General features: G+C 72.8%; 18 protein-coding genes. 11 read left to right on the top strand and 7 right to left on the bottom strand.

Features of this window, described 5'->3' with window-relative positions; all coding sequences use genetic code 11:
- Window positions 1-368 precede the first annotated feature (368 nt).
- The gene (locus tag ACWCP6_RS02105; RefSeq protein WP_450930373.1) at window positions 369-1,679 is read left to right on the top strand and encodes a glucarate dehydratase family protein; all 1,311 of its coding nucleotides are present in this window, start codon (window positions 369-371) and stop codon (window positions 1,677-1,679) included.
- Between the two features lie 33 nt (window positions 1,680-1,712).
- Here ACWCP6_RS02105 and ACWCP6_RS02100 read toward each other — a convergent pair whose 3' ends face one another.
- The gene (locus ACWCP6_RS02100; RefSeq protein ID WP_450930372.1) at window positions 1,713-3,053 is read right to left on the bottom strand and encodes a family 4 glycosyl hydrolase; all 1,341 of its coding nucleotides are present in this window, start codon (window positions 3,051-3,053) and stop codon (window positions 1,713-1,715) included.
- Between the two features lie 72 nt (window positions 3,054-3,125).
- Between ACWCP6_RS02100 and ACWCP6_RS02095 the strand changes: the two genes are divergently transcribed.
- The 5 genes from ACWCP6_RS02095 (at window position 3,126) to ACWCP6_RS02075 (ending at window position 7,703) form a co-directional block, all read left to right on the top strand.
- Window positions 3,126-4,238 (top strand): carbohydrate kinase family protein, encoded by a 1,113-nt coding sequence (locus ACWCP6_RS02095; RefSeq protein WP_450930371.1) that lies wholly within the window; start codon window positions 3,126-3,128, stop codon window positions 4,236-4,238.
- A 214-nt stretch (window positions 4,239-4,452) separates the two neighbouring features.
- On the top strand, window positions 4,453-5,511 hold the full coding sequence (locus tag ACWCP6_RS02090) for a PhoH family protein (protein WP_450930370.1): 1,059 nt from the start codon (window positions 4,453-4,455) through the stop codon (window positions 5,509-5,511).
- 12 nt (window positions 5,512-5,523) lie between these two features.
- Window positions 5,524-6,021, top strand: a complete 498-nt coding sequence (gene ybeY, locus ACWCP6_RS02085) for an rRNA maturation RNase YbeY (RefSeq protein ID WP_450930369.1) — start codon at window positions 5,524-5,526, stop codon at window positions 6,019-6,021.
- Window positions 6,022-6,034: 13 nt separating this feature from the next.
- Window positions 6,035-7,339 carry a hemolysin family protein gene (locus ACWCP6_RS02080; protein ID WP_450930368.1) on the top strand — a complete coding sequence of 435 codons (1,305 nt, stop codon included), beginning with the start codon at window positions 6,035-6,037 and terminating at the stop codon, window positions 7,337-7,339.
- A gap of 7 nt (window positions 7,340-7,346) precedes the next feature.
- Entirely contained in the window at window positions 7,347-7,703 is a 357-nt protein-coding gene (locus tag ACWCP6_RS02075) for an MmcQ/YjbR family DNA-binding protein (RefSeq protein WP_450930367.1), read from the top strand.
- Window positions 7,704-7,808: 105 nt separating this feature from the next.
- On the opposite strand, the gene ACWCP6_RS02070 is transcribed toward ACWCP6_RS02075, so the two are convergent.
- The gene (locus tag ACWCP6_RS02070; RefSeq protein ID WP_450930366.1) at window positions 7,809-9,257 is read right to left on the bottom strand and encodes an MFS transporter; all 1,449 of its coding nucleotides are present in this window, start codon (window positions 9,255-9,257) and stop codon (window positions 7,809-7,811) included.
- A gap of 143 nt (window positions 9,258-9,400) precedes the next feature.
- Between ACWCP6_RS02070 and ACWCP6_RS02065 the strand changes: the two genes are divergently transcribed.
- The 4 genes from ACWCP6_RS02065 to ACWCP6_RS02050 all read left to right on the top strand — a co-directional run bounded on the left by ACWCP6_RS02065 (window position 9,401) and on the right by ACWCP6_RS02050 (window position 13,463).
- Entirely contained in the window at window positions 9,401-10,255 is an 855-nt protein-coding gene (locus ACWCP6_RS02065) for a helix-turn-helix transcriptional regulator (protein ID WP_450930554.1), read from the top strand.
- A gap of 67 nt (window positions 10,256-10,322) precedes the next feature.
- Complete coding sequence (locus ACWCP6_RS02060) at window positions 10,323-10,676, top strand: cytidine deaminase (protein ID WP_450930365.1); 354 nt, start codon at window positions 10,323-10,325, stop codon at window positions 10,674-10,676.
- A gap of 430 nt (window positions 10,677-11,106) precedes the next feature.
- Window positions 11,107-12,441: a beta-xylosidase gene (locus ACWCP6_RS02055; protein ID WP_450930364.1), complete on the top strand. Its 1,335-nt coding sequence runs from the start codon at window positions 11,107-11,109 to the stop codon at window positions 12,439-12,441.
- A 71-nt stretch (window positions 12,442-12,512) separates the two neighbouring features.
- Window positions 12,513-13,463, top strand: a complete 951-nt coding sequence (locus tag ACWCP6_RS02050) for a WxL protein peptidoglycan domain-containing protein (protein ID WP_450930363.1) — start codon at window positions 12,513-12,515, stop codon at window positions 13,461-13,463.
- Here ACWCP6_RS02050 and ACWCP6_RS02045 read toward each other — a convergent pair.
- A complete protein-coding gene (locus ACWCP6_RS02045; protein WP_450930362.1) occupies window positions 13,429-13,767 on the bottom strand; it encodes a P-II family nitrogen regulator in 339 nt (112 codons plus the stop codon). The two genes, ACWCP6_RS02050 and ACWCP6_RS02045, sit on opposite strands and share 35 nt — an antisense overlap.
- Complete coding sequence (locus ACWCP6_RS02040; protein WP_450930553.1) at window positions 13,764-15,086, bottom strand: ammonium transporter; 1,323 nt, start codon at window positions 15,084-15,086, stop codon at window positions 13,764-13,766. Before ACWCP6_RS02040 ends, ACWCP6_RS02045 begins: the two co-directional genes overlap by 4 nt.
- A 314-nt stretch (window positions 15,087-15,400) precedes the next feature.
- Here ACWCP6_RS02040 and ACWCP6_RS02035 point away from each other — a divergent pair, with 314 nt between their 5' ends.
- A complete protein-coding gene (locus ACWCP6_RS02035) occupies window positions 15,401-16,402 on the top strand; it encodes a GTPase Era (RefSeq protein ID WP_450930361.1) in 1,002 nt (333 codons plus the stop codon).
- A gap of 135 nt (window positions 16,403-16,537) precedes the next feature.
- Here the strand turns inward: ACWCP6_RS02035 and ACWCP6_RS02030 are convergent, their stop codons facing one another.
- The 3 genes from ACWCP6_RS02030 to ACWCP6_RS02020 all read right to left on the bottom strand — a co-directional run bounded on the left by ACWCP6_RS02030 (window position 16,538) and on the right by ACWCP6_RS02020 (window position 20,990).
- Window positions 16,538-17,788, bottom strand: a complete 1,251-nt coding sequence (locus ACWCP6_RS02030; RefSeq protein ID WP_450930360.1) for an MFS transporter — start codon at window positions 17,786-17,788, stop codon at window positions 16,538-16,540.
- Between the two features lies 1 nt (window position 17,789).
- Complete coding sequence (locus tag ACWCP6_RS02025) at window positions 17,790-19,172, bottom strand: GH1 family beta-glucosidase (protein WP_450930359.1); 1,383 nt, start codon at window positions 19,170-19,172, stop codon at window positions 17,790-17,792.
- Between the two features lie 90 nt (window positions 19,173-19,262).
- Entirely contained in the window at window positions 19,263-20,990 is a 1,728-nt protein-coding gene (locus ACWCP6_RS02020) for a thiamine pyrophosphate-dependent enzyme (protein ID WP_450930358.1), read from the bottom strand.
- Between the last annotated feature and the right edge of the window lie 18 nt (window positions 20,991-21,008).

The following is a 21,008-nucleotide window of genomic DNA, read 5'->3' as shown; positions in this document are numbered from 1 at the left end:
GCCGCGGGGTCTCCGGAGCCGTCCCTCGGTGGTCGCCATGAGGGCTCCGGTGCTGTCCCGGGCCGGCTGCGGCCGGGGCTTCGGCGCGATGCCGGGCCGGTCGCCATGGGGGCTGCGGCGCGGTCCCGGCGCGGCCGTCACGAGGGGCTCCGGTGTGGCGTCGGACCGGCCGTGGCGAGGGCCTGCGCCACCGGCCGCGCCTCGCCCCGGACGGCCTGCGGCTCGCGGCGGCGGTCACCGGCCTCGGCCTGGTCCCGGAGTCGACCCCGCGGTGCCCTCCGCCGTGTTCCCGAGTGCGTGTCGCCCCGCCGCGCCATTGACGCTCGATGTTCGCGTACCTAGTCTCCATTCCCGTGTATGGACAGCGGTTGCATGGGGAGACGGGCACGGGGTCCGGGGAGCTCGCGATCGCCGAGGTACGGCTGACGCCGGTCCTCGTCGCCGATCCGCCGCTGCTGAACACGCAGGGTGTCCACCAGCCTTACACCCCGCGCCTGATCGTCGAAGTGATCACCGCGGGCGGGGTCACCGGTGTCGGTGAGACCTACGGCGACACCAAGTACCTGGAGCTGGCCCGGCCCTTCGCCGCACGGCTCGCCGGGCGATCGGTCGCCGATCTGAACGGGTTGTTCACACTCATGGACAGCGTTGCCGTCGATGCCGACCGGGTCGAGAACGCCGTCGACGTCGGCGGACTGCGCGGCGTCCAGACCGCCGACAAGCTCCGGCTGTCCGTGGTCTCGGGCTTCGAGGTGGCCTGCCTCGACGCGCTCGGCCGGTCCCTCGGACTGCCCGTGCACGCACTGCTCGGCGGCAAGGTCCGGGACGCGGTCGAGTACAGCGCCTATCTCTTCTACAAGTGGGCGGCCCACCCCGGCGCCGAACCCGACGACTGGGGGGAGGCCCTCGATCCGGCCGGAGTCGTCGCGCAGGCACGGAAGTTGACCGAGCGGTACGGCTTCGGCTCCTTCAAGCTCAAGGGGGGCGTCTTCCCGCCCGCACAGGAGATCGCCGCGGTCCGCGCCCTCGCCGAGGCGTTCCCCGGCCGTCCGCTGCGGCTCGATCCCAACGGTGCCTGGTCCGTGGAGACGTCACTGAAGGTCGCCGCCGCGCTGGGCGACCTGCTCGAATACCTCGAGGACCCGGCGCTGGGCATCCCGGCGATGGCGGAGGTCGCCTCCCGTACGACCGTGCCGCTCGCCACCAACATGTGCGTGACGACGTTCGACGAGATCGAGGAGGCGTTCACGGCCGGAGCCGTGCAGGTGGTCCTGTCCGACCACCACTACTGGGGCGGACTGCGCAACACCCGTGAACTCGCCGCCGTCTGCCGTGCCTTCGGCGTCGGCCTGTCCATGCACTCCAACACGCACCTCGGCATCAGCCTCGCCGCGATGACGCAGGTCGCCGCCACCGTGCCGGACCTGCACCACGCGTGCGACGCGCACTATCCGTGGCAGACCGAGGACGTCCTCACCGAGCGCATCCCCTTCGACGGCGGCAGGGTCGCCGTGTCCGATGCGCCGGGCCTCGGTGTCACCCTCGACCGCGACCGCCTCGCGGCCCTGCACGAGCGCTGGCTCGACGACCGCTTCCGCACGCTGCGCGACCGGGACGACGCCGCCGCGATGCGGGCCGCCGACGCGGCCTGGACGACCCCGGCGGTGCCGCGCTGGTAGCGCCCCGGCCCGAGGGGACGCAGGGGCCGGGTCTCAGGCGCCGCCGGCCCCGGCGGCCCGCTCCAGGATGCGGGCCGCCACCGCCGGGGAGTCCACCAGGGGGTGCAGGGCGAGGGCCCGCAGGGCGGCGTCGCGGTCCTTGAACAGGGCCGCTTCGATCGCTGCCCGCTCCACCGCCTTGAGCTGGAGCATCAGCCCCAACTGGGCCTCGCCCAGCGGCGCGCACGGCAGCGGGTGGGCGCCGTCCGCGTCCACCTCGCAGACCGTCTCGATCACCGAGTCGGCGGGGAGCGCGGGGACGGTCGTGCCGTTGCGGACGTTCAGGATGAGCCGGGGCCGCCCGCCGCGGGGCCCGGGCCGGGCGATCGCCCGCATCAGCTCCAGCGCCACCCGGTCGTAGCCGCCGCCCTCCAGATCGCAGGTGTCGCGCTGCCAGCCGCCGCTCGCCGCGCGGCTGTCGGCCATGTAGGTCTCCTCGCGGCGCAGCCGTGTCGCCTCCCACAGCTCGTACGCCCGGACCGGCTCCTGCGCGGCCCGGGCGAAGAACGCGCCCTGCTGCCGGTCGAGGAACGCGCCGCGGGTCTCCTCGGCCTCCCGCACCGCGGCGAGCGTCTCCCGGCGGAAGTAGTAGTAGTGCAGGTACTCGTTGGGCAGCGCGCCCAGTGCCCGCAGCCACTCGGCGCCGAACAGCCGGCCCTCCTCGAAGCGGCCCAGTGCCCCGGTGTCCGCGAGGAGTCCGGGCAGCAGGTCCCGTCCCTCGCCGTCACGCAGGGCGCGCAGCCAGCCGAGATGGTTGAGTCCGACGTAGTCGTACGTCACCGACGCCGGGTCGGCGCCCGCGGCACGCGCCGCACGGCGCACCAGCCCGACCGGGGAGTCGCAGATCCCGATGACGCGCCCGCCGAGCACCGACGCCATCGCCTCGGTGACCATGCCTGCCGGGTTGGTGAAGTTGATGACCCAGGCGCCCGGGGCGAGCGCGGCGACGCGTTCGGCGATGTGCAGCGCCACCGGGATCGTGCGCAGGCCGTACAGGACGCCGCCGGCGCCGACGGTCTCCTGACCGAGCACGCCCTCCGCGAGCGGCACGTGCTCGTCGTGGACCCGGCCCGCCGTGCCGCCCACACGGATCGCCGAGAAGACGAAGTCGGCGTCGCGCAGCGCGTCGTCGAGGTCCCGCGCGATCCGGACCCGGGGGCCGCCGCCCTGCTGCTCGAGCACCGAGCGGATCACACCCAGCCGCAGCGGGTCGGTGTCGTGCAGGGTCAGCTCCGAGATCCCGCTGCCCCGGCCGCCCTCGGCATCGGCGGCGGCGAGGGCGCGGTGGACCAGCGGAACCCGGAATCCGCCGCCCCCCAGAATCGTCAGCCTCATGCGGCGGAACGTACCCCATGCAGGGCCTGAACAGGCAGACTGTCCTGATCCGCACCATTCAGGGAGCGCACCGTGACCACGTACGACTCGGGGCCGACGGTCGGCCCGAACCAGGTCGATCCGCTCGCCGGGGTGCGCCGCCCCGACGACCCCCCGTGCGATGTGCACCTGACCGGGACGGTGTTCCTCGACATCATCTTCACCGGGCTCGACAGCGCGCCCGTGCGGGGCACCGAGTCCTGGGCACGGGGCATGGGCTCCAGCCCCGGCGGGGTCGCCAACATGGCGACGGCGCTGGCCCGGCTCGGGCTGCGGACCTCGCTCGCGGCGGCGTTCGGGGACGACCACTACGGCGAGTACTGCTGGGACGCGCTCGAACAGGGCGAGGGCATCGACCTGTCCTCGTCACGGGTCGTACGTGGGTGGCACTCGCCGGTGACGGTGTCCATGGCCTACGAGGGCGAGCGGACCATGGTGTCGCACGGTCACGAGCCGCCGCCGGAGGAGCCGGAGCCGGTGTGCCCGCCGCGGGCGCGGGCAGCGGTGGCCTCGCTGTCGCCGGGGGCGGAGCCGGCGCCGTGGATCGCGGAGGCCGCGCGGCACGGTACGCGGATCTTCGCGGACGTCGGATGGGACGAGAGCGGGCGGTGGGAGCTGGACGGGCTCGCCGACCTGGAGCACTGCGAGGCCTTCCTGCCGAACGCGGGGGAGGCCATGCGGTACACGGGCACCGACTGCCCGCGGGCGGCGGCGCGCGCCCTCACCTCGCGGGTGCCGGTGGCGGTGGTGACCCTCGGTTCCGAGGGGGCGTACGCCGTGGACGCCCGTACCGGCGAGACGGCCGAGGTGCCCGCGATCGAGGTGGAGGCGCTGGACCCGACCGGCGCCGGGGACGTCTTCGTGGCCGGGTTCGTCACCGGCACGCTGGCCGGATGGCCGCTGGCGGACCGGGTGGCCTTCGCCGGCCTGACGGCCGCCCTGTCGGTCCAGGAGTTCGGCGGTTCGCTCTCGGCACCCGGCTGGGCGGAGATCGCCGCCTGGTGGCGGCGCGTCCAGCAGTACGACGACCAGGACCCGGCGGCGCTGCGGCGCTACGGCTTCCTCTCGCCCCTGCTCCCCGCCGCCACCCGCCCCTGGCCCCTGCGCCGCGCGGTCCCCACCATCGGCTTCCGCCCCACCCTCTGACGGCGGGACCTGCGCGGACCTCCGCCGGCCCCCTCTCGTCCGCGCCCGTCCTCCGGCGACCCGTCCCCGACACCCGCCCCCTGGGGCCGCCCCGGCCCCTGAGCCTTGAAAAAGCGGTCGGGGTTGTGGCGGGGGGCGTCGTAGGCTGGGAAGCGCAGAAACGGCGGCTGACGCCACGGACAGAGGAGGATGAGCAGGCCTTCAGAGCCGGCCCATGACTCAGACACCCACCAGCCCCAACCCCGCGCAGGGCGAGGCACGAGCGCACTTCACCGTCCCGGCGAAGCACCCGATGGTGACCGTGCTCGGTTCCGGCGACGCCCTGCTGCGCGTGATCGAGAGGGCCTTCCCGGGGGCCGACATCCACGTCCGGGGCAATGAGATCAGCGCGGTCGGCGACCCCCATGAGGTGGCCCTCGTCCAGCGCCTGTTCGACGAGATGATGCTGGTGCTCCGCACCGGGCAGCCGATGACGGAGGACGCAGTGGAGCGCTCGATCGCCATGCTCAGGGCGAGCGAGAACGGCGAGGGGGAGGGGCAGGAGACCCCCGCCGAGGTTCTCACCCAGAACATCCTCTCCTCGCGCGGGCGCACCATCCGCCCGAAGACCCTCAACCAGAAGCGCTACGTCGACGCCATCGACAAGCACACGATCGTCTTCGGCATCGGGCCCGCCGGTACCGGCAAGACCTACCTCGCCATGGCGAAGGCCGTGCAGGCGCTCCAGAGCAAGCAGGTCAACCGGATCATCCTCACCCGGCCCGCGGTCGAGGCCGGTGAGCGGCTCGGATTCCTGCCCGGCACGCTCTACGAGAAGATCGACCCGTATCTGCGTCCGCTCTACGACGCGCTGCACGACATGCTCGACCCGGACTCGATCCCGCGGCTGATGGCCGCGGGGACGATCGAGGTCGCCCCGCTCGCGTACATGCGCGGCCGCACGCTGAATGACGCCTTCATCATTCTCGACGAGGCCCAGAACACGAACCCCGAGCAGATGAAGATGTTCCTCACCCGCCTCGGCTTCGAATCGAAGATCGTGGTCACGGGCGACGTGACGCAGGTCGACCTGCCGAACGGCACGAAGAGCGGTCTGCGTCAGGTCCGGGACATCCTCGACGGCGTCGAGGACGTCCACTTCTCGATGCTCACGTCCCACGACGTCGTACGGCACAGGCTGGTCGGCCGTATCGTCGACGCGTACGACAGGTACGACAACGACCACGGCACCGAGAACGGCTCCCACCGGAGCCGCGGCCACAGAGGGAAGTAGACCAGCACGACCATGTCGATCGACGTCAACAACGAATCCGGAACCGAGGTCGACGAGCAGGCGATCCTCGACATCGCCCGCTACGCACTCGCACGGATGCGCATCCACCCGCTCTCCGAACTCTCGGTGATCGTCGTGGACGCCGATGCCATGGAGCAGCTCCACGTCCAGTGGATGGATCTGCCCGGTCCCACCGACGTGATGTCCTTCCCCATGGACGAACTGCGCCCGCCGTCGAAGGACGACGACGAGCCCCCGCAGGGCCTGCTCGGCGACATCGTGCTCTGCCCCGAGGTCGCCGAGCGGCAGGGCAAGGAGGCCCCGACGCAGCACTCCATGGACGAGGAGCTCCAGCTGCTCACCGTCCACGGTGTGCTGCACCTGCTCGGCTACGACCACGAGGAGCCCGACGAGAAGGCCGAGATGTTCGGCCTCCAGGCGGCCATCGTGGACGGCTGGCGCGCGGACAAGGGCCTGACCGGCCCGTCCCCCGCCCCGACGGTCAGCTGACCCGGGGGCCGGCTTGAGTCCCCAGCTGATCATCGGCGCGGTACTGCTGGTCGTCGTGGCCTGGCTCGCCGCCTGTGCGGAGGCGGGCCTCGCACGGGTCTCCAGCTTCCGCGCCGAGGAGGCGGTACGCAGCGGACGGCGCGGCAGCGCCAAGCTCGCCCAGGTGGCAGCCGACCCCACGCGCTACCTGAACGTGGCGCTGCTGGTCCGCGTCGCCTGCGAGATGGCGGCGGCCGCCCTCGTGACGTACGCGTGTCTGAACGAGTTCCGCGAGACCTGGCAGGCGCTGGCCGTGGCGATCGGCGTCATGGTCCTCGTCTCGTACGTCGCCGTCGGCGTCTCGCCCCGCACCATCGGGCGTCAGCACCCGCTGAACACGGCGACAGCCGCCGCGTACGTCCTCGTGCCGCTCGCCCGGATCATGGGCCCGATCCCGCCCCTGCTGATCCTCATCGGCAACGCGCTCACCCCCGGCAAGGGCTTCCGCCGCGGCCCCTTCGCCTCCGAGGCGGAACTGCGGGCCCTGGTCGACCTCGCCGAGAAGGAGTCCCTCATCGAGGACGAGGAGCGCCGCATGGTGCACTCCGTCTTCGAGCTCGGCGACACCCTGGTCCGCGAGGTGATGGTGCCGCGCACCGACCTGGTCGTCATCGAGCGGTACAAGACGATCCGCCAGGCGCTGACGCTGGCGCTGCGGTCCGGCTTCTCGCGGATCCCGGTGACCGGCGAGAGCGAGGACGACATCGTCGGGATCGTGTACCTGAAGGACCTGGCCCGCAAGACGCACATCAGCCGCGACGCGGAGTCCGAGCTGGTCTCCACGGCGATGCGGCCCGCGGTCTTCGTGCCCGACACCAAGAACGCCGGTGACCTGCTGCGCGAGATGCAGCAGGACCGCAACCACGTCGCCGTCGTCATCGACGAGTACGGCGGTACGGCGGGCATCGTCACCATCGAGGACATCCTCGAGGAGATCGTCGGCGAGATCACCGACGAGTACGACCGTGAACTGCCGCCCGTCGAGGAGCTGGGCGAGGGCTGCCACCGGGTGACGGCCCGCCTCGACATCGGCGACCTCGGCGAGCTGTACGGCCTCGAGGCGTACGACGACGAGGACGTCGAGACCGTCGGCGGGCTGCTCGCCAAGGCGCTGGGCCGGGTTCCCATCGCGGGCGCCTCGGCCGTCGTCGAGCTGCCCGACGGCCGCGCACTGCACCTGACCGCGGAGTCCGCCGCCGGACGGCGGAACAAGATCGTGACCGTGCTGGTGGAGCCCGTGGCGCCCGCGGAGGCCACGGAGGGGGCCGAGGGGGAGTGAGGGCGCGATGACCCCGCAGGAGCTGCGTGCGTTCTGCCTGTCCTTCAACGCGGCGGTCGAGGACTTCCCGTTCGGTCCCGAGACCTCCGTCTTCAAGGTGTGCGGGAAGATGTTCGCCCTCACCGGCCTGGACGGGCGGCCGCTCACCGTCAACCTGAAGTGCGATCCGGAGGACGCGGTGCGGCTCCGCGGGGAGCATCCGGGGGTGATCGTGCCGGGGTGGCACATGAACAAGCGGCACTGGAACACGGTGACGGTCGGGCGGTTGCCCGACCGCGCGGTACGGGAGCTCGTCGAGGACTCCTACGACCTGGTGGTGGCCGGCCTCCCCCGCGCCGAACGCCTCCGCCTCGACCGCCCTTAGCCCAGCCCCGCGGGGGACTCCCCGGTCGCTGTGGGCACGGCTCTGCGTCCGGGATCCCGGGCCCGGCCCACAGCCGGGGGAGGTCGGCGCGCCGGGCGCCCGAGGTCAGGGGCGGCGGAGGGCTGCGGTCAGGGCGGCGGCTGCGGCCAGGACCACGGCCGCGTCGATCGCGACCACCGTGTGCACCCCCGCCAGCAGATCGGTGGACGTGGTCGCGAGGACCCCGAGCAGCGGGATGCCGACGGTGATGCCGACCTGCTGGGTGGAGGTCACCAGACCCGTGGCCAGACCCTGTTCCTCGTCGGGAACGCCGGAGGTGACGGTGAGGCCGTAGGAGATGATGGCGCCCAGATGGCACATGCTGGCCAGGGACACCGCGGCCGTGGCGAGCCAGACCGACCAGTTCCCCGTGCCGAGTGCGAGCAGGGTGGAGATGAAGGCGCCCTGGCCGAACAGGGAGCCGACCAGCGTGCGGCGGGCACCGAAGCGGCCGATCACCCTGGGCGCGTACGTCCCGGCCACCGCCGAGAGCACGCCCTGGACCCCGAAGACCAGCCCGGTCTGCAGCGCGGACAGCTTCAGCGTCTCCTGCAGGTACAGCGTCAGCACGAAGATGACGGCCGACATCATCGAGAAGGTGACGAGACCGCCGATGTTGCCCCAGGCGACGGTGCGGCGGCGCAGCATCGGCAGCGACACGAGCGGCGCGTCGCTGCGCGACTCGACGAGGACGAAGGCGGTGAGCAGCGCGGCCCCGGCGGCCAGCGCCACGATCACGTCGGTGCCGCCGAATCCGCGCTCGGCGGCCGTCGACAGGGCGTAGATGAGGGAGAGCAGTCCGCCGGTGACGGTCACCGCGCCGGGCACGTCGAGGCGCGGCCGGTCGGGCACCCGGGAGGAGTCGAGAGCTCCGGGGAGGGACTCGGGCAGCAGGCCGGGCGCGAGGGGCAGCACGATCAGCGCGAACAGCGAGAGCAGGCCCATCGTGGAGCGCCAGCCGAACGCATCGGTCAGGACACCGCCGGCGACCATGCCGACGGTGAAGCCCAGGGACAGCAGGGTGCCGCTGATGCCGAGCGCCCGGTCGCGCTGCGGTCCCTCGGGGAAGGTGGTGGTCAGCAGCGACATGCCGGTCGGCACGATCGCAGCGGCGGCGAGGCCCTGGAGCGCCCGCCCGGCGAGGAACGCCGCCGGGTCCCATGCGAAGGTCGCGAGCAGCGACGCCGCACCGAACAGCGCCAGGCCCGCGAGGAACAGCCTGCGCCGCCCGAACAGGTCGCCGGTCCGCCCGAAGAGCAGCAGGAAGCCGCCCGACGGCAGTGCGAAGGCGGTGACCGCCCACTGGAGTGCGGACCGGCTCATGCCCAGGTCCGTGCCCAGCGCGGGCAGCGCCACGTTCAGTACGGAGAAGTCCAGCGCGACCATGAACTGGGCCGCGCAGAGCACGAACAGGACGAGTTTGTCCCGCGTGGACAGCCGCGTGTCCGGCGTGGCGTCCAGGGTGGGGGCCTCGGGGGCCGGTACGGGAGCGGAGGTTGGGGTGTCGATCGCCATGCCCCGAGCTTCGTGCGGCCCAAGCCGCAGTGGGGAGCGGCAACTTATGCTGGTGGCCGCACCACCAGGCAGAGGAACAGGGGGACTTCGTGGCGAGTGCGAGTGCGGGTCCGCGTGCGCGTGCGGGGGCCGACGAGGCCAGGGTGCGCCGGCTCGCGGAGCGACGTGAATTCCTGATGAGCCGCCGCGCCCGTGTCTCCCCGGCCGAGGCGGGCCTCCCGGACGGCGGGGCACGGCGGCGTACGCCGGGCCTGCGCCGCGAGGAGGTCGCCGTGCTCGCGGGCGTGGGCGCCTCCTGGTACCAGTGGCTGGAGCAGGGCCGCGACATCCAGGTGTCGCCGCAGGTCCTCGACGCGGTGGCCCGGGTGCTGCGGCTCAGCGACGCCGAACGCCGCCATCTGTACGTACTCGCCGGGCTCAATCCGCCCCTGGCCGAGGTGGCTCCCGCCGACCGGGACATGTGCGACGGGCTGCGGCGGCTGATCGACACCTGGATGCCGTATCCGGCGCACATCATGGACGCCTACTACAACTGCGTCATGTACAACGACGCGGCGGCGATGGTCCTCGGTATGCGGCCCGAGATCACCCAGAACTGCATCGTCGACTTCTTCACCGACCCGCTCTACCGCGGCCGCTCCCGGACCTGGGAGCGGAACGCGCGCACGGTGGTCGCCCAGTTCCGCTCGGCCTGCGCCGCCTTTCCCCACGACGAGGGCTTCCAGGAGGTACTGGAGCGGCTGAAGGCGGTCGGCCCGGAGTTCACCGAGCTGTGGGAGCGGCAGGACATCGAGGACGCCGGACAGATCCGCAAGGATCTGGACCATCCGCTGGTCGGACTGCTGTACGTCGAGTCGACGGCGATGAAGGTGCCGGCCCGGCCCGATCTCACGATCGTGCTGCACTCGCCGATGCCGGACGGGGAGACGGCGGAGAAGCTGGAGTGGCTGGCCTCGCCGGAGGGCCGCCGCGGCTCCCTGTACCCCGTGGCGGGGTAGGGAACATCCGGGGACGCCTCCGAGGGCCCGGGCCCGCCGTCGCCCGGCGTGTTCGTATGCTTCGGTCATGACCGACAGCACCGCGCTCGATCCCGAGGACCGCAAGATCGTCACGCTCGCCCGTTCCGCACGGGCCCGCAACGGGGTTCCCGAGGGGGCCGCGGTGCGCGACGAGACGGGCCGCACGTATGTGGCCGGGACCGTGGCCCTGGACTCCCTGAAGCTCACTGCGCTGCAGACCGCCGTGGCCATGGCCGTGGCGTCCGGTGCCAAGTCCCTGGAGGCGGCCGCCGTGGTGAGCGAGGCGGATGAGGTGGCCGAGGGTGATCTCGCCGCCGTGCGCGACCTGGGCGGAGCCGGCACCCCGGTCCTTCTGGCGGCCCCGGACGGGGCGCTGCGGGCGACCGTGGCGGCCGGCTGATCCTTACCCGGTGACCCGGTGACCCGGTGACCCGGTGACCCGGTGACCCGGTGACCCGGTGACCCGGTGACCCGGTGACCCGGTGACCCGGTGGCCCGGTGGCCCGGTGGCCCGGTGGCCCGGTGGCCCGGTGGCCCGGTGGCCCGGTGACCCGAGGCCCGGTGGTTGGTCGGCCCAGGGGTTCGTCGCTCCGCCGGCCCGGGCGTCCCGCGACCCGGAGGTCCGGCGCCCCGGCGACCGGGAGGTCCGGATCCGTTTGCGCATCCCCCTCCGTGGAGCGATCGGCTCCGCGCAGGGGGGATCTTGACGGGATCTGATGGCCCATCAGTTCGTGCGGACCGGCTCCATTGACTTCTCACACGACCCGCACATCAATGCCCCTGTCGGCGCAGAAGAGCCGCTGCGCCCAACCCATCAGAAGGGGGCAACCATGGGTTCCTCGACCCGAAGACGCCGCCTGGCCGCCTTACTCGGAGCGACCGCGCTCGCCCTGGCCGGGGGAGGGGCGCTCGCCCACCCGGCCGGTGCCCTGGCGGACGATTCCCACCAGGTCGACTTCGCGACGCACTGCGTCCCGCCGCCCATCGCGGGCATCCCGCCGATCGACGGCACGACGACCGCGCAGATCACCGTCGACAACGCCACGCCCAAGGTGGGCGACACCGTCACCGTGACCTACACGGTGGTCAAGCCGGCCGCGTCCAACCCGGTCGACATCGCGCTGCCGGCCGACATCATGACCCCGACCGGAAAGGTCGCCCTCGCCGGTGCCCAGTCCGGTGCCGTCACCGTCACGGGTCCGAAGAAGAACCCGCCGGTGCCGGGCAAGGGAGCCTTCCCGTCGTTCAGCATGACCGGCACCTTCACGGTCACCAAGGCCGGTGCGATCCAGCTGTCGCCGGGCGACTACAACATCCACACCAGCTACATCATGGAGCTGGACACCCCCTGCACGGTCAGCAGTCCGCCCGCGCCGGTCTCCGAGACGGTCAACGCCACCGACGGCGGCGGGCAGACCAACGAGCGGGCCCTCACGCTCGGTTCGGCCTCCGGCAAACCCGGGGCCGGCGTCACGGTCACCGGCAGCAAGTTCACGCCGGGCGCCTCGGTCACCCTCGCGGGCCGTGCCGGGACCGCCGAGACCGCGGACAGGGCGACCGTGACGGCCGACGCACAGGGCTCCTTCAGCGGCTCGCTCACGGTGAACGACAAGAACACCACCGGCGTCGTCGCGTACGAGGGAAGTTCCTGGAGCGACGACAAGGGCGCCGGACCGGCGGCCTACACCGTCGTCGACGACACCCCGCTGCCCGGCAACAGCCAGAAGCTCAGCACCTCCGTCAAGGCGGGCACCCTGTCGATGTCCCAGGCCGGGGACACCGTGAACATGTCGGCGGTCGACTTCGGCAAGGGCGGCGCCTCCACCGGCGCCCTGAACACGGTGACGGTGAAGGACTTCCGCGGCGGCCCCGCGGGCTGGTCCCTCACCGGCAAGGTCACCGACTTCAAGGGTCCCGGCGGCGCGACCGTGGACGCCGGCAAGCTCGGCTGGTCCCCGCACTGCACCACCAAGGCCGGCAGCCCGAGCACCTGCGCCGCCGGTTCCGCGGGAGCCGTCGGCACCTCGGGCGCGACCCTCGCCTCCACTCCGAACGGCACGGTCACCGGCGGTGAGTTCGCCGTGGACGCCGGGCTCTCGCTGGACGTTCCGGCGTTCACGGCCCCCGGCACCTACTCCGGTGTACTCACGCTCACGCTGACCTGAGCGCGTCCGTCCACCCGGTGGGCCGGGCGAGCACCCGGTCGGCCCACCCCGACCCGTGGGGGTCCGCACCCGTGCGCAAGCTGTACGCCCTCCTTCTGACGCTCCTCCCGGCGGCCCTGGCCGCCACCGTGTCGGCGGCCCCCGCGCGGGCCGCCGACAACGGCAGCTGGTCCGTCTTCCCCGCGTCGTCGAAGCTCGCCCAGCGCCCGTACTTCTATCTGTCCGCCGATCCCGGCACGACCCTGCGCGACAAGGTCGTCGTCGCCAACAGGACCGGTGAGCCCCTCACCTTCCGGCTGTTCGCTGCCGACGCCTACAACACCTCCCGGGACGGCGGCTTCGCCGTGCGCGGCGTGGAGGAGCGACAGCGGGGCGTCGGAGCGTGGGCGAAGCCCGCCCGGGACGAGGTCACCGTGGGCCCGCACCGCTCGCTCACCGTGCCGTTCACGCTGCGGGTGCCCGAGGACGCGGTGCCCGGCGACCACCCCGGCGCACTGGTCGCCCTCGACGAACGCGTCGACCGGGCCGGCGGCCCCGTCGCCGTCGGAGTGCGGCGTGCCGTCGGCGCCCGCGTCTATCTGCGGGTCGGCGGCCCCACCGTGCCCGCCGTCGCCGTCGAGGACGTGCGCTTCACCCACCACCAGCCGCTCGTGCCGGGCCTCGGCGACAGCACGGGATCGGTCTCGTTCACCCTGCACAACACGGGCAACGTCACCCTCGACCCGCGGGTGGAGCTCACCGCGAAGGGGCTGTTCGGGCGGACGCTGCTGCGCAGGGAGCTGACCCGGATCCCCGACGAGCTGCTGCCCGGTCAGCGGGTCCGGCTCAGTGAACCCTGGCGCGGTGCGCCCCAGCTGGACCGGGGCGAGGTGACCCTCACGGCGAGCGCGCACGGGACGCGGGACTCCGCCGGTACGTCCTTCCTGGCGCTGCCCTGGCTGCTCGCGGCCCTGGTCGTGGCCGCCGCCGCGGCGACGGCCGGGGTCGTCACAGTGCGTCGGGTCCGCGCTCGCCGGTCCTGACCCGGACCACCGTCTCGACGGGCACCGCCCACACCTTCCCGTCACCGATCTTCCCGGTGTGCGCGGCCCGCACGACCGCTTCGATCACCGCGTCCGCGTCGGCGTCGGACACGACGACCTCGATCCGTGCCTTGGGCACGAGGTCCACCCGGTACTCGGCGCCCCGGTACACCTCGGTGTGGCCGCGCTGACGCCCGTATCCGCTGGCCTCCGTGACCGTGAGGCCGTGGATGCCCAGCTCCTGGAGGGCGTTCTTGACCTCGTCGAGGCGGAACGGCTTGACGATCGCGGTGATCAGCTTCATGCGGAGGGCTTCCTGTCCTGGGAGAGGGGCGATGCGGACGACGCGGTGTGCAGCGGCGAGCCGCCGTGGCCGAGCACGCCGTGATCGTAGGCGGTCTCCGCGTGCGCGGTCTGGTCCAGGCCCGTCATCTCCTCCTCCGCGGAGGCACGCAGGCCCATCGTCCGGTCGAGCGCCTTGCCGATCCCGTAGGTGACGAGGAAGGTGTACGCGGCCACGACGGCCACCGCGGCGGCCTGCCGTCCGAGCTGGCCGAGCCCGCCGCCGTAGAGCAGTCCCTCCTTGCCGCCGGTCATCGCCGACGTCGCGAACAGGCCGATCAGCAGGGTGCCGACGACTCCGCCGACGAAGTGCACGCCGACGACGTCCAGCGAGTCGTCGTAGCCGAAGCGGAACTTCCAGGCGACCGCGTACGAGCAGATCACGCCCGCCGCGAGGCCCACCGCGGCCGCGCCCACCATGCCGACGACCCCGCACGCCGGGGTGATCGCGACGAGACCGGCGACCGCGCCGGACGCCGCGCCGAAGGTCGTCGGGTGGCCGTCGCGGCGCTGCTCGACGAAGAGCCAGCCGAGCAGACCGGTGCATCCGGCGACGAGCGTGTTGAGCAGGGACGCAGCGGCCATGCCGTTCGCACCGAACGCCGAGCCGCCGTTGAAGCCGAGCCAGCCGAACCAGAGCAGTCCGGCGCCGAGCAGCACCATCGGCAGGTTGTGCGGACGCATCGCGTCCTTCCTGAACCCGATCCGCGGCCCGAGCACCAGGCACAGCGCCAGGCCCGACGCGCCCGAGGCGATCTCGACGACCAGGCCGCCCGCGAAGTCCAGCGCGCCCAGCGAGTGCGCGATCCAGCCGCCGGGACCCCAGACCCAGTGCGCCACCGGGACGTATACGAGCAGGGTCCACACGGGGACGAAGACCAGCCAGCCCGCGAACTTCGTACGGTCCGCGACCGCACCGCTGATCAGCGCCGCCGTGATGATCGCGAAGGTGAGCTGGAAGGTGGCGAACAGAAGCGTGGGCGCCGTGCCGGTGAGGGCGTCCGGGCCGATGCCCGCCATGCCGAGGTGGCCGAGGCCGCCGATCAGCCCGCCGAACGCGTCGTCGCCGAAGGCGAGCGAGTAGCCGGCGACCAGCCACACCACCGTGACCAGGGCGATCGACACGAAACTCATCATCAGCATGTTGAGGACGCTCTTCGTGCGGACCATGCCGCCGTAGAACAGGGCCAGGCCCGGGGTCATCAGCAGGACGAGCGCGGTGGCGGCGAGCAGCCAGGCGGTGTCGCCGGTGTCGAGCCTGGGTGCGGCGGCGAGCGGGATCAACGGTCTCTCCTCCGGTGGGGGCTGCCGGAGAGCCTCCTGGCCCCGCGTTTCACGATGCGTACACCGACGTTTCCCCCGTGTTTCGTGTTGCGCGGGGGTTTCGGCAACCTCACGGCGCGGCGGTGCGCGGGACGGCTGCCGGCCGGGCGCGGGACCGGCCGCAGGCGTTCCACCGACCCGCGCGGCCCGGGCCGCGTGCGCCGCGGCGGGGGACGTCCGTCCCGCCGCCGTGCGCCGCCGCGGGCACGCGTGGCGGACCGGGCGGCGCCGCGTGTGACGACGGGCTCCGGCGATCAGGGAGAATGGGCGCCATGAGTGTTCGTACCCAGTCATCCGAGCCGTCCGAGGCCCTGCACCGGGCGGGCTTCGCCTGCTTCGTGGGCCGCCCCAACGCGGGCAAGTCCACCCTCACGAACGCTCTGGTCGGCCAGAAGGTGGCGATCACCTCCAACCGGCCGCAGACGACGCGGCACACGGTGCGCGGCATCGTGCACCGCCCCGACGCCCAGCTGATCCTGGTCGACACCCCCGGGCTCCACAAGCCGCGCACGCTGCTCGGCGAGCGGCTGAACGACGTCGTGCGCACGACGTGGGCCGAGGTCGACGTCATCGGCTTCTGCCTGCCCGCCGACCAGAAGATCGGCCCCGGCGACCGGTTCATCGCCAAGGAGCTCGCGGGCATCCGCAAGACCCCCAAGATCGCCATCGTCACCAAGACCGACCTGGTGGACCCGAAGACCCTCGCCGAGCAGCTGATCGCCATCGACCAGCTCGGCAAGGAGCTCGGCTTCGAGTGGGCCGAGATCGTGCCGGTGTCGGCTGTGGCAGCGGAGGAGGCGGGGCGAAGCCCCTCGAACAAGGGTGGTGGTGGGCGAGGGGCCGGCCAGGTCGACCTGCTCGCCGATCTGCTGATCCCGCTGCTCCCCGAGGGCCCGGCCCTCTACCCCGAGGGCGATCTGACGGACGAGCCCGAGCAGGTCATGGTCGCGGAGCTGATCCGCGAGGCGGCGCTGGAGGGCGTGCGGGACGAGCTCCCCCACTCCATCGCGGTCGTGGTGGAGGAGATGCTGCCGCGCGAGGACCGCCCCGCCGACAAGCCGCTGCTCGACATCCATGCCAACGTCTACATCGAACGGCCCAGCCAGAAGGGCATCATCATCGGCCCCAAGGGCAAGCGCCTCAAGGAAGTCGGCATCAAGTCCCGCAAGCACATCGAGGCCCTGCTCGGCACGCCCGTCTTCCTCGACCTCCATGTGAAGGTCGCCAAGGACTGGCAGCGCGACCCGAAGCAGCTGCGGCGCCTGGGCTTCTGACCCCGACGGGCTCCCGGCGGCGCCGCGGTGCGTGCCCGCCGGGCGTCCCGCGCGGCCCTGAGTGCGCGTCATGCGCCGCGGGACCCGCACTCAGGGCGGACGACGGGAGTTCGGCGGCCTGATCCACAAGCCGCCCTAGTCGACGCCCCGGATCCTCCGCACGAGCAGCGCCCCGCCGAGGCCGACGACCGCCGCCACCCCGTAGAGGACGCGGTACCCGCCCAGGTACGTCACGATCGGCGCCGCGAGGGCGGGTGCGGCGACCTGGGGCAGGGCGTTGGCGATGTTGATGACGCCGAGGTCCTTGCCGCGGTCGGCGGCGCTGGGGAGGACGTCCGTCATCAGGGCGAAGTCGACGGACGTGAAGACGCCGAAGCCGATGCCGAGGACGGCGGCGGCCGTGAGCGTGCCGGGCCAGGTCTGCCAGACCGCGAGCAGCCCGGTCGCCACCGCCATGAGGACGCCCGACCACACCACGAACGGCTTGCGGCGCCCCATCCGGTCCGACCAGACCCCGCCCACCACCACCGTGGCGAGCAGGGCGGCCCCGTTCACGGCGGTGAGGACGAGGACGCCCCGGCCGGGATCCGCGTACCGCAGCCGGTCGCGCAGGTAGTACAGCAGGTACAGCAGCACGATCGAGTTGCTGACGTTGATCAGGAACCGGGTCAGCCACGCCCACGCCAGATCCGGGTACGCCCGCGGGCTGATCCAGAAGCCCGCGAGGAAACCGGACCAGTGGAACGCCGGGCGGTCCGCGGCGGCGAGCCGCAGGTCCGGGTAGCGGACGACGTACGGCAGCACCCCCGCCACCGTGAAGACGGCGCAGGCCGCGTACCCGGCGGCCACGCCTCCGGCCGCCGTCGCGAGGCCCGTCCCCGCGACCACCCCGAGCAGCTGGGCCGCACCCAGCCAGCCACCCACGGAGCCCCGTTGGGCCCGGGGCACCCGGTCCGGCACCGCCGCCGTCACCGCGGCGAAGGCCGCATTCAGCGTGAGCTGCACCAGGCACCACCCGACCGCCATGCCCGCCAGGCCGCCCGCCCCGGCGAGCAGCAGCAGCGAGGCCGCGCCGCCGGCCGTCCCGGCCACGATCCACGGCGTACGGCGCCCGAGCCGCGATGTCGTACGGTCCGACAGCGCCCCGAAGACCGGGTTGGCGAGCAGTGACACCACCGCGCCCGCGCCGGTCACCCACGCCAGGACCGTCTCCTTGGGGGTGCCCGCGGGGGCCAGCCGCTCCGCCTGGAGCGCGAGGAGGATCTGCAGCGGGCCGTACCAGCCCACCCAGATCGCCCCGTTGGCGAGGCACAGCGCGGACGTCCACCCCCGCCCGACCGGGACGGCCGGCTCCGCCGGCACGGCCTGCCCGGTTGCCGCCGTCATCTCACCCCCGCGCCCGCAGCGACGTGCGCAGCGCGTCCCGCAGCCACCGGTACGAGGCCTTGGGCGTCCGCCGCTGCGTCGCGTAGTCCACGTGCACCAGACCGAACCGCTGTGTGTACCCCTCCGCCCACTCGAAGTTGTCGAGCAGCGACCAGACGAAGTAGCCGCGGACGTCGACGCCGGCCTCCAGGGCCCGGTGCAGTGCGCGCAGATGCCCGTCGAGATAGGCGATACGGGCCGGGTCGTCCACACCGTCGTACGAGCAGCCGTTCTCCGTGATGACGAGAGGCGGCAGCCGGTCGCCGTACCGCTCGCGGAAGGCCAGCAGCAGCTCCGTCAGGGCCGCCGGCACCACCGGCCAGTCGAAGCCGGTGACCGGGTACCCCTCGATCCTGCGCACCGAGAACGGCAGTTCCGCGGGCAGCGTCAGGCCCGAGAACTCGACGTCCTCGCCGCCCGGCGCCCCCACCTTCGTCGGCTGGTAGAAGTTGATCCCGTACCAGTCCAGCGGCTCGCCGATGATCTTCAGATCGGCGGCCACGTCCGTGCCGGGCATCAGCTCGGCGAAGCCCTCCGGGTACGCGCCCAGCAGCAGCGGGTCGGCGAACAGGCGGTTCAGCAGGACGTCGTAGAACCCGGCCGCCTCCACGTCCTCCCGGGCCTCGGAGGCCGGCCAGGTCGGTCCGTGGGAGTTGGCGATGCCCACGTCCGTCACGCCCGCGGCCCGCAGCGCCCGGGCGGCCAGGCCGTGGGCCAGCAGCTGGTGGTGGGCGGCGGGCAGCGCGTCGAAGAGCAGGGCGTGGCCCGGGGCGTGGGCGCCGAGCGCGTGGCCGAGCAGGGTGTGCTCGGCGGGTTCGTTGAGGGTGATCCACTGGGTGACGCGGTCGGCGAGGCGGTCGGCGACGACGGCCGTGTACTCCGCGAACCGCTCGGCGGTGTCCCGGCGCAGCCAGCCGCCCGCCCCCTCCTCCAGGGCGAGCGGGGTGTCCCAGTGGAAGAGCGTCGGCACCGGGCGGATCCCGGCGCCGCACAGTTCGTCGACCAGACGGTCGTAGAAGTCGAGGCCGCGGGGGTTCGGACGGCCGGCGCCCTCGGGGAGCACCCGCGACCAGGCGATCGAGAAGCGGTAGGCGTCGGCGCCCAGGTCGCGGACGAGCGCGACGTCCTCCGGATAACGGTGGTAGTGGTCACAGGCGACGGCCGCCGTCGTGCCGTCCTTGATACGGCCCGGCTGCGCGGTGAACGCGTCCCAGACGGACGGGCCCCGCCCGTCCTCGTCGGCCGCGCCCTCGATCTGGTGGGCCGAGGTCGATACGCCCCAGAGGAAGCCCTCGGGGAACGCCGGCAGGGGTGTCGCCTCGGGTTCGCCGCTGCGCAATGTCATGCGCGCGATAATCCGTACCCCCGGTAACAGAAGTCAACGGGTCGTACGCGACGGCTTGTTGCCCGCCGGCGGGACCGGAGCGCCGCGCACTCACTCCCCGTGGCTCTGCAGGACCTCCTGCACCTTGGCGATGGCGAACCCCCAGCCCTGGCCCACGGTCGGTTTGGCCGGCACCGCGATCTCCTCGGGATTGGTGAGGACGTCGAGGAGTACGGGGCCGTCGGTGGCGAAGGCCCGGGTGACGGCGTCCTGGAGCTCACCGGGATCCGTGACGCGGATGCCGGTGATGCCCAGGGCGGTGGCCACCGCCGCGAAGTCCGGGTTGTCCAGCTCGGTGCCGAACTCGGGAAGACCGGCCTGCTCCTGTTCGAGCTTGACCATGCCGAGCCGGCGGTTGTCGAAGACGACGAGCTTCACGGGGAGCCGGTGGCTGCGGATCGTCATCAGATCCCCGAGGAGCATGCTCAGCCCGCCGTCGCCGCAGAAGGCCACCACCTGCCGTCCGGGGTCCAGCAGCTGGGCGCCGAGGGCCTGCGGCATGGCGTTGGCCATCGAGCCCAGGTTGTAGGAGCCGAGCAGCTGCCGCCGCCCGCGCATCCGGACGAAGCGGGACAGCCAGACGGTCGACATACCGGTGTCGGAGGTGAAGATCGCGTCGTCCGCCGCGACCGCGTCCACGGCGGCCGCCAGAGCCTCAGGCCGTACGAGGTGCTCACGGTTGTCCAGGGCCGAACGCACCTTGCCGATCAGGGTGCTGTCGTGCCGCGGACTCGCCAACCGCTGCTGGCCCTTGCACCAGGTCGCGTACGTCTCCCGGGCCTTTTCGAGGTGGCCCCGGTCCCGCTCGCCGCCCAGCAGCCCCAGCAGCCCGCGCACCGTCGGGCCGACGTCGCCCACCAGACCGAGGTCGACCGGTACGCGGCGCCCGATGTGTTCGGCGGCCGCATCGACCTGGATGACCTTCTTTCCCCGCGGATACCAGTCGCGGTACGGGAAGTCGGTGCCCAGCAGCAACAGCGCGTCGGCGTCCTCCATGGCACCGGCGGCGGCGGGATTGCCGATCAGGCCGGTCTGTCCCACCTCGTAGGGGTTGTCGTCCTCGAAGCCCTCCTTGGCCTTGAGGGTGAGGACCATCGGGGCGGCGAGCCGGTCGGCGAGCGCCAGCACGTCCTCACGTGCCGAGCGTGCGCCGCGGCCCACCAGCAGAGTGACCTTCTCCGCACCGTCCAGCAGGTCGGCGGCGGCGCGCAGTTCCGGTTCGTCGGGACGGGTGGTGTGGTCGGCCAGGAAGAACCGGGGCGGGCGGTCCCCGGGCACCTCCTGCTCGCCGATGTCGCCGGGAACGGTCAGCACCGCGACGCCCCGGCGTGCGGTGGCCGCCCGCACGGCCGACTCCAGCAGCCCGGGCATCTGCGCCGCTGAGGTGACCGTGGCCCGGAAGGCGGCCACATCGCGGAAGAGGAGGTCGTTGTCGACCTCCTGGAAGTAGTCGGTGCCCACCTCCGACAGGGGGACCTGGCCGGCGATCGCGAGCACCGGCGCATGGCTCTTGGCCGCGTCGTACAGGCCGTTCAGCAGATGCACCGAGCCCGGTCCGACCGTGCCCATGCACACCCCGAGCGTGCCCGTCAGCTGGGCCTGCGCGCCCGCGGCGAAGGCGGCGGCCTCCTCGTGCCGGCAACCGACCCACTCGATGCCGTCGGTCCGCCTGATGGCGTCCGTCAGCGGGTTCAGTGCGTCACCGACCACGCCGAACACATGCCGGACCCCGAGCCCGGCCAGAGCGTCGACGACTACCTGTGCCACTGTGCGGGACATGCCGTGTGCCTCCTGTAT

The organism is Streptomyces sp. NPDC002004 (genome assembly GCF_053593975.1).
The sequence above is the reverse complement of the archived record's forward strand: the minus strand, read 5'-3'. Positions and strand labels throughout refer to the sequence as shown.

Bases quoted from the DNA above. Each gene is read 5' to 3' on its own strand.
- ACWCP6_RS02025 (WP_450930359.1), bottom strand. From the start codon at position 19,172: ATGACATTGCGCAGCGGCGAACCCGAGGCGACACCCCTGCCGGCGTTC.
- ACWCP6_RS02100 (WP_450930372.1), bottom strand. From the start codon at position 3,053: ATGAGGCTGACGATTCTGGGGGGCGGCGGATTCCGGGTTCCGCTGGTC.
- ACWCP6_RS02090 (WP_450930370.1), top strand. From the start codon at position 4,453: ATGACTCAGACACCCACCAGCCCCAACCCCGCGCAGGGCGAGGCACGA.
- ACWCP6_RS02060 (WP_450930365.1), top strand. From the start codon at position 10,323: ATGACCGACAGCACCGCGCTCGATCCCGAGGACCGCAAGATCGTCACG.
- ACWCP6_RS02020 (WP_450930358.1), bottom strand. From the start codon at position 20,990: ATGTCCCGCACAGTGGCACAGGTAGTCGTCGACGCTCTGGCCGGGCTC.
- ACWCP6_RS02075 (WP_450930367.1), top strand. From the start codon at position 7,347: ATGACCCCGCAGGAGCTGCGTGCGTTCTGCCTGTCCTTCAACGCGGCG.
- ybeY (WP_450930369.1), top strand. From the start codon at position 5,524: ATGTCGATCGACGTCAACAACGAATCCGGAACCGAGGTCGACGAGCAG.
- ACWCP6_RS02055 (WP_450930364.1), top strand. From the start codon at position 11,107: ATGGGTTCCTCGACCCGAAGACGCCGCCTGGCCGCCTTACTCGGAGCG.
- ACWCP6_RS02035 (WP_450930361.1), top strand. From the start codon at position 15,401: ATGAGTGTTCGTACCCAGTCATCCGAGCCGTCCGAGGCCCTGCACCGG.
- ACWCP6_RS02070 (WP_450930366.1), bottom strand. From the start codon at position 9,257: ATGGCGATCGACACCCCAACCTCCGCTCCCGTACCGGCCCCCGAGGCC.
- ACWCP6_RS02045 (WP_450930362.1), bottom strand. From the start codon at position 13,767: ATGAAGCTGATCACCGCGATCGTCAAGCCGTTCCGCCTCGACGAGGTC.
- ACWCP6_RS02030 (WP_450930360.1), bottom strand. From the start codon at position 17,788: ATGACGGCGGCAACCGGGCAGGCCGTGCCGGCGGAGCCGGCCGTCCCG.